This window comes from Roseibium denhamense, assembly GCF_009711415.1.
In the GTDB taxonomy this organism is placed as follows: domain Bacteria; phylum Pseudomonadota; class Alphaproteobacteria; order Rhizobiales; family Stappiaceae; genus Roseibium; species Roseibium denhamense.
The window spans coordinates 180557-193417 of record NZ_SMLZ01000111.1 but is presented as its reverse complement, the minus strand read 5'-3'; the positions used below and the strand labels follow the sequence as shown (position 1 = coordinate 193417).

Annotated in this window: 9 protein-coding genes; 7 read left to right on the top strand and 2 right to left on the bottom strand. The window is 55.6% G+C overall.

Annotated elements, in window-relative coordinates:
* Positions 1 to 13: 13 nt before the first annotated feature.
* Entirely contained in the window at positions 14 to 2680 is a 2667-nt protein-coding gene (locus E1180_RS15215) for a TRAP transporter large permease subunit (protein WP_155192091.1), read from the top strand.
* A gap of 60 nt (positions 2681 to 2740) precedes the next feature.
* On the opposite strand, the gene E1180_RS15210 is transcribed toward E1180_RS15215, so the two are convergent.
* On the bottom strand, positions 2741 to 3463 hold the full coding sequence (locus E1180_RS15210; protein WP_208997169.1) for a response regulator transcription factor: 723 nt from the start codon (positions 3461 to 3463) through the stop codon (positions 2741 to 2743).
* A complete protein-coding gene (locus E1180_RS15205) occupies positions 3460 to 5436 on the bottom strand; it encodes a PAS-domain containing protein (protein WP_155192089.1) in 1977 nt (658 codons plus the stop codon). The genes E1180_RS15210 and E1180_RS15205 overlap by 4 nt, the downstream gene beginning before the upstream one ends.
* Before the next feature lie 256 nt (positions 5437 to 5692).
* On the opposite strand from E1180_RS15205, the gene E1180_RS15200 reads away from it, so the two are divergent.
* The 6 genes from E1180_RS15200 to E1180_RS15175 all read left to right on the top strand — a co-directional run bounded on the left by E1180_RS15200 (position 5693) and on the right by E1180_RS15175 (position 12858).
* Complete coding sequence (locus E1180_RS15200) at positions 5693 to 7678, top strand: AMP-binding protein (protein ID WP_155192087.1); 1986 nt, start codon at positions 5693 to 5695, stop codon at positions 7676 to 7678.
* Positions 7675 to 8502 (top strand): ABC transporter ATP-binding protein, encoded by an 828-nt coding sequence (locus E1180_RS15195; RefSeq protein WP_155192085.1) that lies wholly within the window; start codon positions 7675 to 7677, stop codon positions 8500 to 8502. The genes E1180_RS15200 and E1180_RS15195 overlap by 4 nt, the downstream gene beginning before the upstream one ends.
* 5 nt (positions 8503 to 8507) lie before the next feature.
* Positions 8508 to 9467, top strand: a complete 960-nt coding sequence (locus E1180_RS15190; protein ID WP_283404424.1) for a branched-chain amino acid ABC transporter permease — start codon at positions 8508 to 8510, stop codon at positions 9465 to 9467.
* Between the two features lie 20 nt (positions 9468 to 9487).
* Positions 9488 to 10564 (top strand): branched-chain amino acid ABC transporter permease, encoded by a 1077-nt coding sequence (locus E1180_RS15185; RefSeq protein ID WP_155192083.1) that lies wholly within the window; start codon positions 9488 to 9490, stop codon positions 10562 to 10564.
* A gap of 65 nt (positions 10565 to 10629) precedes the next feature.
* Positions 10630 to 11943 carry an ABC transporter substrate-binding protein gene (locus tag E1180_RS15180; protein ID WP_155192081.1) on the top strand — a complete coding sequence of 438 codons (1314 nt, stop codon included), beginning with the start codon at positions 10630 to 10632 and terminating at the stop codon, positions 11941 to 11943.
* Positions 11944 to 12012: 69 nt separating this feature from the next.
* On the top strand, positions 12013 to 12858 hold the full coding sequence (locus tag E1180_RS15175) for an ABC transporter ATP-binding protein (RefSeq protein ID WP_155192079.1): 846 nt from the start codon (positions 12013 to 12015) through the stop codon (positions 12856 to 12858).
* The last annotated feature ends 3 nt before the right edge of the window (positions 12859 to 12861 follow it).

The following is a 12861-nucleotide window of genomic DNA, read 5'->3' as shown; positions in this document are numbered from 1 at the left end:
GAGACAGATTGACATGGAACTTCTTTTTCTTGCTCTTCTCGTCGTCCTGATGGCTTTCGCGCTGGGCTCGGGTTTCCCCGTAGCCTTTGCGCTGCCTGGATCGGCGATCATCACAATCGCGCTGGCCGCTGGTACCGGTTACCTGTTTGCCGGCAATACCGATGCATTTTTCGATTCCGGTGGGCCAGCCCAGTGGTTGAGTGCAGGGGTCACCAATTTTCGCGGAATTTACTGGGAGGCTGAGCGAGATACGCTCATAGCGATTCCCTTGTTCGTCTTCATGGGCATCATGCTTCAGCGCTCAAAAATCGCTGAAGATCTATTGGTGACCATGGCACGTCTGTTCGGGCCAGTTCCTGGCGGTCTCGGCATCTCGGTTGTCTTCGTTGGTGCCCTTCTTGCCGCGACCACAGGGATTGTGGGCGCAACCGTTGTTGCAATGGGTCTGATTTCGCTGCCGGCCATGCTGCGCAACAACTATTCGACACCGTTGGCAACAGGAACGATTGCAGCCTCGGGAACGCTCGGCCAGATTATCCCGCCCTCCATCGTGCTCATCATTCTGGCTGACCAGCTGGCAAGCGCGGTCGATCAGGCAGGATCAATCCGTCAGACCCTGTACAAGGACACAACAGGCGAATTGTCGATGCCGTCAGACTATGCTGTCGTGTCGACGAGCGCCGGGGAAATGTTCCTGGGCGCGTTCCTGCCCGGCCTTGTTCTGGTCGGACTTTACATGCTCTTCATCCTCGGGTTCGCGCTTCTAAATCCAAAGGCTGCACCGGCGGTTCACGAGGAAGGCACATTCACGCGCGAATTTGCCGTGAGGGTTCTGATTACGCTCGTTCCGCCGCTTGCTCTGATTTTCCTTGTTCTTGGCTCGATCATTGGCGGTATCGCAACCGTCAATCAGGCAGGTGCCATCGGTGCTGTCGGCGCTATGGTCATGGCCGGGTATCGCCTCAAGGAAGGCGAAAAAGGAGCTTATTCGCCAGCAATCATCGCCATCGTCGCGCTGCTTGGGCTTGCCGTTGTCATCAGTTTCTTTGGCGAGGTCAACATTAAGCGGATCGACACCAGCCAGGATGTGCTCAGCCTTATTCTGGCACTGATTGCTGTCTCGCTCGTCTTGATCGCAATCTTCTGGTCTGGCTGGCGCACACTCAAGCTTGAAGATACCTTGCGCGGCGTGATGATCGACACTGCCAAGACGACTTCTTTGGTGTTCATCATCCTCCTGGGCGCAGCCATGCTGACGTCTGCCTTCCGGGCGTTTGGCGGCGAGCATCTGGTGAAGGAATTCCTGCAGGGGCTGCCTGGCGGTTTCTGGGCTCAATTCTTGATCGTGATGCTGGTGATTTTCATTCTCGGCTTCTTCCTCGATTTCATCGAGATCGCAGTGGTCGTGGTGCCGATCGTTGCGCCGATCCTTCTCGCCGATCCGTCTGCCAATGTCACGGCCGTATGGCTTGGGGTGATGATCGGTCTGAACATCCAGACCTCGTTCCTGACCCCGCCCTTCGGGTTTGCCCTATTCTACTTGCGAGGGGTCGCGCCTGCGGTGGTGAAGACCATCGATATGTATAAAGGCGTGATTGCTTTCATCGGACTGCAATTGTTCGCCCTTGGCATCGTCGGTTTCTATCCGCAGCTGGTGAACTATCTGCCGAATCGGTCGTCACTGCTATCTGAGACGGCGCCGCCACCGCAAAACCCGCGCTTGCAATATTGCATTGAAAAGCTTGTGAACGAGGATTTCGCGCAGAATGGCAACGGCATCCTGGCGGCAATCCAAGTTGCGGAAGCGCTCGACTTCAGCTATCTGCCGGAAGACCTTCAAGAGGATCTTGCCGAAGGGTTTGAAAAGGCTCGGGAAGCATTGCCCCAGATGCAAGCCATTCACGATGCGGAAGAGGCCGTAAATGCTGCTGCGACGGATTACAGGCCATTGCATGTTGAGGTGAGGGCTCTTGAGCGGGATGCGCGCCGGATCGATACAACCATTGCGGATCTCGAGGTTATCGTGAGCCGCGCCGGTCCGAATGGCATCTACACGGAAGCTCAGGGCGAACGTGCGCAGTCACGCATTGAAAGCCTGAGAACCGAGCGGGACGCTCTTCTGGCGGAGATTCCGGAGGAATGGGATCCGGTCCATGATGAGTTCGCGGCGATCCAGCGGGCGGAAACACAGGCACGCAGAACTTACCGCCGGACCGCGGATGATGCTTACGAGCCTATCCTTGAGGTGAAAGCAATCCTCAGTGGTGCTGATGCGCTGGCTGCTTTGGAACCGGACATTGCGGCTCTAAAAGATCAAATCCAGCAACTGGAGCCTGAGGCAGCGGTTGAAGCAATTGCTGCGATGCGCTCGCGCGTTGGGGAGATTGAGGGCTCTAGCGATATCAGAAAAGGTCTCACTGAAGCCCGCAAAATCATGCGTAGCCGGGAGCCTAATCCGGAGGCAGCCGCCGCGGAAATCGACAACACGCTCGCTGCATTAGCTGCGGATCTCCAGTGGCGTCAGCGCGGTGCGCAAGAACTGCTGCCAGAACTTCTGGTTTACGATCAGGCGATCAACCGGAACATCGGTCTGAGACAACAGGACCGTTTGCCGGATGATATGGCTCTCGACGTTGCAGCATGCTTGTCCGGTCATAGGGATATTTCGCTGAGCTTCTAATCTGCATAGCGAGCGACCAGGAAAACGAGGAGGGCGACCTCCCCGTTTTTCGTTGTTAGTTCAGGACCAGTGAACGTCACACGCCAGCATGTAGCCAGATCCGTAGATTGTCCGGATATGGGCCGGTTCGTTTTTCCGGTTCAATTTCTTGCGTATCCTGGAAATGCGGACATCAATCGAACGATCGAGACTTTCATCCCGGCCACCGTGCTCAAGAAGATAGTCTCGCGTCAAAACGCGTTTTGGCGCGCGCAAAAGCGCCTCCAGAAGGGACGCCTCTCCGGTTGACAGAAATGTCTCCTCGCCCTCAGGCGATATGAGGCAATGCGATGAGGGTTGATAGGCCCAACCAACGAAATGGGCGCGTTCAGCTGGCTCGGCCGCCTGTTCGGTCTTGTCGCTGGATCTTCTCAGAATGGATCTTATGCGCGCCACAACTTCACGCGGGTCGAAAGGTTTGACCACATAGTCGTCTGCTCCAAGTTCGAGCCCCAGCACCCGATCGGTAGAGTGGCCGCGCGCGGACAGGACGATGATTGGCACGGACGATGACCGGCGGACCTCATTGATAAGCGCCATCCCTTCCATGTCCGGCAGACCCAAGTCGATAATGCAGGTATCAGGCTGCCTGAGTTCCAATGCCGACAAGAAACTTGCTGCGGTTGAAAACACCTCAGACCGGATATCGAACTGTGACATGGCCTCCTGCAGCAGGTGGCCGATATCCGGTTCGTCGTCGACAATAAAGACCGTTGGTTTTTGCGGTGGGCGAAAAGTGGTCAAGACCCGTCAGTCCCGTTTGCTGAAGATAAAACATGTGTAATTGTTTCAGCCAATTGCATATCTGAAAAAGGCTTTGCCAGGACAGTGAACTCACACGATGCCTGTTTTCCGGCAAGCGCCGACCAGTCTGTGTAGCCGGTCATCAAGGCAATTCCCAAATCCGGCCGGTCTTTGCGGATCGATCTTGCCAAGGCCAGTCCATTCAACTGCCCCGGCATTATGATATCGCTCAAAAGGCACTTGATGTCAGGCAATGTGAGCGCGAGATTTTTCGCGTCTTCGGCACTTTCCGCCTGCAAGACAGAATATCCTAGTCTTTGCAACTGATCGGTGACCGCCTGTGCGACCGATGGGTCATCTTCCGCCAGCAGGATCAACTCACCTTCACCTTTCAGAGTTTCATCCCAGGAGCTTGGCTCACTGGCATTTCCGGGTCCTGACACACACTGCGTGAAAGGCAAATAGATTGAAAAACAGGTTCCGGCGCCCGGCGCGCTTTGAACATCAATTGCTCCCCCGGATTGGTGAATGAAACCATAGACGGTGGACAGTCCCAGCCCGCTTCCGGTGCCAAAACTCTTTGTCGTGAAAAACGGCTCAAAGATTTTCAGGCGTGTTTCCTGGTCCATGCCGATACCGGTATCCCGGACCGATACGAGGGCATAATGGCCCGGCGCAACACCAAGTTTTTCTGCTTCTCCAGTTCCAAGGTCAGCTTCTGAAAGAGACACGCTCAACACGCCGCCATCGGGCATGGCATCACGGGCATTGAATGCCAGGTTGATTAAGACCGTCTCCATCTGCGTTGGATCAATCAGCGCTGCAATGTGGTTGTCATTGGCATCGAGCTTTAGGTCGATGGATGACGGCAAGGATCCTTCCAAAAGGGTTTTGGCCGACGTCAAAATATCTGCAAGAGCAACTACTTGAGGATCAATCGCTTTCCCTCTGCTGAATGCTAGCAACCGTTCAATCAAGTCAGATCCGCGTTGTGCCGCGTCCAGCATCGGGGCGACCTTGCGGTCCAAGTCCGTGCGTGCAATTGGCGTCTCGGCCCGGTTCAAACTGAGAAGGTTGCCCATGATGATTGCGAGCAGATTGTTGAAGTCATGCGCCAGGCCGCCGGTCAACTTACCGACTGCGTCCATCCTCTGGGATTGAACAAGGGCGGCCTCTGCTTGCTTCTGATCCGTTGCATCCAGCGATAATACGAAAATCCCGAGGGTCCGCCCGTCCTTTGTCATATCCGGAATAAGGGTGGAGCGCATGAAGGCATTTGTGCCGTCGGGCCGTTCGCGCTGGTACTCATAGCTGACCGCATTTCCGGAGAAGGCGCGTTCAATATGCGGTTCCAGTTCTCCAAAAAGCTCTGCGCCGACCACCTCCTTTGCGCCACGGCCGGCGATTGAAGTCACGGACTGTCCAAACCACTCCGCATATCTGCGATTGGCGAACCGGAAGACTGGCCCGGGGGAGAGATATGCAATCAGTGCCGGTATGTTGTCCGTGACGAGCCGCAGCCAGTCTTCACTTTGCTGGAGCGCGCGCGAGCGTTCGGCAACCGTCTGTTCCAGTGTTTCCTGCCGGCGTCGCTCCTCCGTGACATCGGAGTAGATTGTAACGAAGCCGCCCTGAGGCAGTGGTGTACCGGAGACGGCGATAATCTGGCCATTTGGCCGGATACGTTCGAAATAGTGTGGTTCGAACAGCTTGGCCCGCTCGATCCGTCTTGCAATCTTCCCTTCGATGTCGCCCGCGCCATACTCCCCACGCTCTGCATTCACACGAATGAACGCCTCCAAATGGGATCCGCGCTTCACGATATCCTTCGGCATGTCGAGCATGTCGTACAGACCGCGGTTCCATGCAACCAGCCGGAGATCGCGGTCGAAGACCGTGAAGCCCTGATTGATGTGGTCGAGCGCGGCCTGCATCAAATCCAGCTGCGCTTTGAGTTGGTTTATCTCCTCCATGGGCGCCAGATTATGCTCCTAAATCCTGCTTGGCTATGGGGTCGTTTCGCGCCTGCAGCGAGATTGAAACAATTTGAAATGATTGAAACATATTGCTGAAAATGCCCCTCGCTACCGTCCTAATGTCGGGATTGGGATTATGTCGTCTCCCGCTTTACCCAAGTTACGGGTTGCGGATCGGATCGGCAGACTGTTTCATGAACGGTGACAAAACGACCCCGGAAACCGGGGCGCCTTCTAAGGGAAGAAACGATACATGGTTGGGTCTGCCAGCGCCTCGAAGCGTGCGGACGACACCTTTCCGAAAATACTGCTGCACAATGCAGAAGTACTCGGATCCCGGACGGCTTTCCGGGAAAAGGACTTTGGGATCTGGCAAAGCTGGACCTGGTCCGAGGTGCTCGAGGAACTCCGCGCATTTTCACTCGGTCTGAAGTCGCTCGGTCTATCGGCCGGAGACAAAGTCGCCATTGTAGGATCAAACCGGCCGAGGCTTTACTGGTCAATGGTCGCCGTTCAGGCGCTTGGCGGTGTGCCGGTGCCGGTTTATGCGGATTCTGTTGCCGAAGAAATGGCCTACGTCCTCGGGCACGCCGAAGTCGTCTTCGCCATTGTCGAGGATCAGGAGCAGGTCGACAAGCTTCTTGGGATGTCCGAGGAAGTGCCGAGCCTGCGCCATGTAATTTATGACGAGCCGCGGGGCTTGCGTGACTATGACCACACGCGGCTGCATGCGTTTACCTCCGTCCAGGAAAAAGGACGTGCGGCACTGGCTAGCGATGCGGGTGCTGCGGACAACTGGGCCAAAGGCTTTTCGGGTGCGACCGGCAGTGACATTGCCGTCATGCTATACACGTCCGGAACGACCGGACGGCCGAAGGGGGTTATGCTTTCCTTCGACAATCTCGTTATTTCCGGGCGGAACGGAAACAAGTTTGATCGCCTGGATGAGACGGAAGAAGTGCTCGCCTATCTGCCGATGGCCTGGATCGGCGACCATGTCTTCTCGCTGGCCCAAGCCTTTACTGCCGGCTACTGCGTGAACTGTCCCGAGAACATGGATACGGTTGACGTCGACCGGCTGGAAATCGCGCCGACCTATTTCTTCGCGCCGCCCCGCGTTTATGAAAATCTGCTGACGCGGATCATGGTGCGGATGGAGGATGCGGGAAAGCTGAAAAAGGCAATGTTCGACTACTTCATGGGGGTTGCGCGCAACACCGGTGAGCGGATTCTCAACGGAGAAGAAGTCGGACTTGTTGACCGCATGCTCTACAGGATGGGAGAAATCCTGGTTTACGGTCCTTTGAAAAACCGGATGGGGCTGTCCCGTTTGAAAGTCGGATACACTGCCGGCGAGGCGATTGGTCCGGAGATCTTCCAGTTCTTCCGGTCTCTCGGTCTCAACCTCAAACAACTCTATGGTCAAACCGAAGCGGCCGTTTACATTACCCTGCAGCCGGACGGTGAAATCTTCGGTGACACTGTCGGCAAACCTGCGCCGGACGTTGAGCTGAAAATCGCGGAAAGTGGTGAGGTCATGTACCGCTCTCCGGGTGTCTTCGTCGGATATTTTAAAAACGATGAAGCCACCGCTTCCACGAAAACCCCTGACGGTTGGGTCCTGACAGGTGATGCAGGCATTATCGCCGAGAATGGCCACCTGAAGATCATCGACCGCGCCAAGGACGTCGGCAAGCTCACCGATGGGTCGCTCTTTGCGCCGAAATACATCGAGAACAAGCTGAAATTCTTCCCCAACATCAAGGAGGTGGTCGCCTTCGGTCATGAGCGGGACAGTGTGGCTGTGTTCATCAACATTGATTTGACGGCGGTCGGCTCGTGGGCAGAGCGGAACAACGTGAACTATGCTTCCTATCAGGAGCTTGCGGCAAATCCCGACGTTTACAAAATGATCGAGAGCCATGTCGATCAGGTCAACAGGGACCTGTCGGCCGAGCCGATGATGGCGGGGGCCCAGATCAAGCGCTTCCTGGTGCTCCACAAGGAGCTGGATGCGGATGATGGGGAATTGACCCGGACACAAAAAGTGCGCCGCTCCTTTATTGCAGATCGTTACGAGCCGCTGATTGAAGCGCTTTATGACGGTTCAAAAAGCAAGCATGTGCGCACGGAAGTAACCTTTGAGGATGGCCGCAAGGGGGCTATTGAAGCGACAGTGGAGATCCGCGACATGACGGTCTATCCCTCTGGAAGTATTCACAGGGAGGCGGCCGAATGAACGCCTTTGTCGCCGACAAGGCCCTGAGCTCAGCCAACCCATCGGCCGATGAAGACCGGGAGGTTCTGCTCAATGTCGAGAACGTCTCGCTTTCATTTGGCGGTGTGAAAGCAATCACCGACATCTCCTTCGATATCCTGAAGGGGGAAATCCGCGCCATCATCGGGCCCAATGGGGCCGGCAAAACCTCTATGCTGAATGTCATCAACGGTTTTTACCATCCTCAGGAAGGCACGATCACGTGGCAGGGGAAGGTCCGCAACAAGATCAAGCCTCATGAGGCGGTCTCACAGGGCATTGCCCGTACGTTTCAGAACGTCGCTTTGTTCAAGGGGATGTCCACGCTCGACAACATCATGGCTGGCCGGTCGACACGGATGAAAGCCAACATCTTTTTCCAGATGATCTGGTATGGCGCGGCCATGCGGGAGGAAATTGAGCATCGCAAACGTGTCGAGGACATCATCGACTTTCTTGAAATCCAGGCTATCCGGAGGACCCCGGTGGGCAAACTGCCCTATGGCCTGCAAAAACGGGTCGAACTTGCCCGGGCCCTAGCCATGGAGCCTGAACTCCTCCTGCTGGACGAGCCGATGGCCGGAATGAACCTGGAAGAAAAAGAAGACATGAGCCGGTTCATTGTGGATGTGAACCAGGAATTTGGGACCACCATCGCGCTTATTGAACATGACATGGGCGTCGTGATGGATCTCTCAGACCGGGTTGTTGTTCTCGATTACGGCAAGAAGATTGCTGATGGCCGGCCGGAGGAGGTCCAGGCCAATCAGAATGTTATCGACGCCTATCTTGGTGTGGCACATTAGGGGAGGTGCGTGTGCTTTATGATGTTTTGATCGATCCCTTCGTTCAGATGTTTGCCCTGCCGGACTTTTTCCTGCAGGTGCTTTGGGAAGGGTTTGTCTCTGGGGTGCTCTACGCTTTGATCGCCCTAGGGTTTGTTCTTATTTACAAGTCCTCGCGGATTTTCAACTTCGCGCAAGGCATCATGGTCGTTTTCTCGGCGCTTACTCTTGTTGGATTGCATTCCATGGGGGTTCCGGCGATTGCAGCCGTGCCTTTGACGCTGCTGGTCATGTACCTACTTGCCATGAGCATTGAGCGCGTCGTGCTTCGCCCTCTCGTCAATCAGCCGGACATCATCCTGTTCATGGCAACGATCGGGATCACCTTGTTCCTGATCGGCTTCGGTCAGCTCGTCTTCGGCGGTGACAACAAGGTCATGATCACAGAACAGCTGGGTATTCCGACCGGGGCCTTTGAGCTGGAGCCGTTTGGCGGTTTCGTTCTTATTGAACAGAAGGATCTGACAGCTGTCACGCTCGCAATCCTGCTGGTTGTCGGCTTGCTGGTCTTCTTGAACAAAACCAAGATGGGCCGCGCAATCCGCGCCCTTGGTGATGATCACCAAGCCGCCCTTTCGGTCGGAATCTCCCTGTCCACCATCTGGGTTCTGGTCTGGTTCATCGCAGGTGTAATAGCCCTCGTGACAGGTGTGGTGTGGGGCGCGCGTGCCGGTGTGTCCTTTGCGCTGGAAGTCATTGCCTACAAGGCGTTGCCCGTCCTGATGCTTGGCGGATTGGAGTCTGTCTCTGGAGCCATTGTCGGTGGCATAGCCATTGGAATTCTGGAGAAGATTTTCGAGATCTATTGGGGACAGCCGTTTTTGGGTGGGAACACGGAAACATGGTTCCCGTTCATCTTCGCGCTTCTTGTGCTGCTGTTCCGTCCTCAAGGGCTGTTCGGCGAGCGCATCATCGAGCGCATCTGATCTGTGGCTGGGAGTAACACATGATTTTTCGTACTGCAGGTCAGTTCAAGACGTCCTACGAGGCAGATCAGGCTCTGTTCCCGATCAAGCAGGACTTCTACCTCGTGCTGGGCGTTTTGCTTCTCGCCTATGTCGTGTTTCCGCTGACCGCCAGCGAGTTTGCCTTCAAGGCACTGCTTGTTCCCGTGCTGATCTATTCCCTTGCAGCACTTGGTCTTAACATCCTGACGGGGTATTGCGGCCAGCTGTCGCTCGGAACGGCGGCCTTCATGGGTGTGGGGGCGTATGCCACCTACAAGTTCATGAGCATCTTTCCGGAGATGAACATCTTCGTGGCCATCTTCCTGTCGGGCTTTTTCTCAGCTGCGGTGGGTGTAGCCTTCGGGTTGCCGTCCTTGAGGATCAAGGGGTTTTATCTGGCCATCGCAACTTTGGCCGCCCAGTTCTTCCTCGTTTGGCTGTTCGAGAAATGGGCATGGCTTTACAACTACAATGCCTCCGGAGCTATTGAGGTCTCCACCTCGTCCGTCTTCGGCATCACCGTTACGGGGCCGACCGCTCTGCCCATCGTGCAGTATTATTGCGTGCTCATCGTCGTGACACTTGTCACCTGGTTTGCAATCAATCTGACCCGTGGCCGGTACGGACGGATGTGGAAGGCAACCCGTGACATGGATATCGCGGCCGAACTGGTGGGGATCAAGTTGATCACGGCCAAACTCACGGCATTCGCAGTGTCCTCATACATCGTGGGAATTGCAGGCGGCTTGCTGGTGTTTTTCTGGAAAGGTGCTGCGGAACCGAACCTGTTCGACATTCCGCTATCATTCCAAATTTTGTTCATCGCAATTATCGGCGGACTGGGGTCGATCCTGGGCAACTATCTTGGGGCGATTCTAATCGTTGCCCTGCCGGTGGTGCTGAACCTGCTTCCGAATGCGCTTGGCATTCCGATAGATTCGGCAACACTTGAGCACTTGAATGTGATGATCGTCGGAGCACTGATTATTGCATTCTTGATCCTCGAGCCGCACGGCTTGGCCCGGTTCTATGCGATCATTCGGGAAAAACTGATCTTGTGGCCATTCCCTTACTAGGGATGGCAAGAAGAGTGAGCCAAGGTGTTGGGAGGCACTGAGGCACGCAAAATGTGGAGGAAGAAATGGGTTTTAACTGGAAAGTTGCCGGCTGTGCGGGAGTTCTCTCCCTCGGGGTCGCGCTGAGCTCGAGCATCGCTTCGGCCGCCGAAATCTATATTCCGAACCTGTCCTATCGGACCGGTCCGTTTGCCGCTACCGGTATTCCGCTGATGAACGGTCAGCGCGACTACGTGGAAATGCTAAATGCCCGCGATGGCGGTGTCGGTGGCGCGAAGCTGATCTTTGATGAATGTGAGACCGGCTACAACACCAACAAGGGTGTTGAATGTTATGAAAAAACCAAGTCCAAGGCGGTCGTGACGCAGCCTTGGTCAACGGGCATCACCCTCCAGGTGCTGCCGCGCACCAACGTGGACAAGATCCCGATCCTAGCACCTGGTTACGGGTTCTCGCCGATGGCAGATGGCGAGGTGTTTGCATGGGCCTTCAACCCGCCGATCTCCTACTGGGACGGCGCGTCAATGATCCTCAACTATATTTCAGATGGTGATCTTTCCAGCTTGAACGGCAAGAAAGTCGCTCTTCTGCACCTTGATCACCCATTCGGCAAGGAGCCGATCCCGCTGATTGAAAAGCTGGCGGAGGAAAACGGCTTTGAGTTCCTGCCGATCCCGGTCGGTCTTAAGGAAATGCAAAACCAGTCTGCCCAGTGGTTGCAAATCCGCCGCGAGCGTCCGGATTTCGTGATCATGTGGGGCTGGGGCGCAATGAATGCGGGTGCCATCACCGAAGCGGTGAAGACACGCTATCCAATGGATCAGTTCGTTGGCGTCTGGTGGTCTGGCTATGACGGCGACCTGAAGCTTGTTGGCGAAAAGGGCAAGGGCTACAAATCCATCTCTTGGAACGTTCCTGGCTCCTATCCTGTGATGGATGACATCAAAACGCATGTTGTTGATGCCGGAAACTCCCTGCTCGACAGCCCGGAGGACATGAACTCGGTCTTCTATCAGCGCGGAATTGTCATCTCGATGATCCTTGTCGAAGGCATCAAGGCTGCTCAGGAGAAGTTCGGCACGCCGGAAATCAATGCAGAGCAGCTGCGCTGGGGTCTTGAGAACTTGAACATCACGGATGAAGTGCTTGCCGATCTGGGCATGGCTGGCATGACCGTTCCTTTCTCAACCAGTTGCACCAACCACACCGGTCACGGTGGCGGCTGGATGCTGGAGTGGAACGGAACTGAGTTTGTTCAGGTTTCCGACAAGCTGATGCCGGATCGCGCTGTGATTGAGCCGCTCGAAAAAGCGAAAGCTGCCGAGTATGCGGAGTCAAACGCACCTTGGCCGGACCGTTCGGCTCTGCCCTGCGAGTAAGTTGGTCTCTTGAGAACCGGGACCATTCCAGGTCCCGGTTCCATCACCGGAAGTTTTGGAGCTTTCTCCATGAATGTACATGCTGCGCCGGAAGAGGCACGGGACGATGCAACCGGGACGATCCTCTCGGTCAACAATATTGAAGTGATTTATGACCACGTCATTCTGGTCTTGAAAGGCGTTTCTCTGACGGTGCCCAAGGGCGGGATCGTTGCTCTTTTGGGAGCAAACGGCGCGGGCAAAACCACGACGCTGAAGGCGGTGTCGAACCTTCTGGGTGCTGAGCGCGGTGAAGTCACAAAGGGCAAGATCCTGTTCAAAGGGAATGAGGTTCAGGCCCTATCCCCAAATGAGCTGGTTAAACGCGGCTGCATCCAGGTCATGGAAGGCCGGCACTGCTTCGGCCACCTTTCGATTGAAGAAAATCTTTTGACGGGTGCATACACCCGCAAGGACGGTCAAAGCGCGATCAAATCAGACCTTGAAATGGTCTATGAGTATTTCCCCCGCCTCCGTGAGCGGCGTCAGAGCCAGGCTGGGTACACCTCCGGCGGCGAACAGCAAATGTGCGCAATCGGCCGTGCGCTGATGAGCCGGCCAACCATGATTTTGCTCGACGAACCCTCCATGGGACTGGCGCCCCAGCTTGTCGAGGAGATCTTCGAGATCGTACGCAAGCTGAACCAGAATGAAGGCGTGTCCTTCTTGCTGGCGGAACAGAATACGAATGTCGCCCTCAAATACGCGACCTATGGCTACATTCTTGAATCCGGGCGGATCGTTCTGGATGGAGATGCCAAAACGCTTCGCGAGAATGAGGACGTAAAGGAATTCTATCTCGGAACAGGTGGCGAAGGGCGCCGCTCTTTCCGCAATGTGAAACACTACAAACGCAGGAAGCGCTGGCTGGCCTGATCT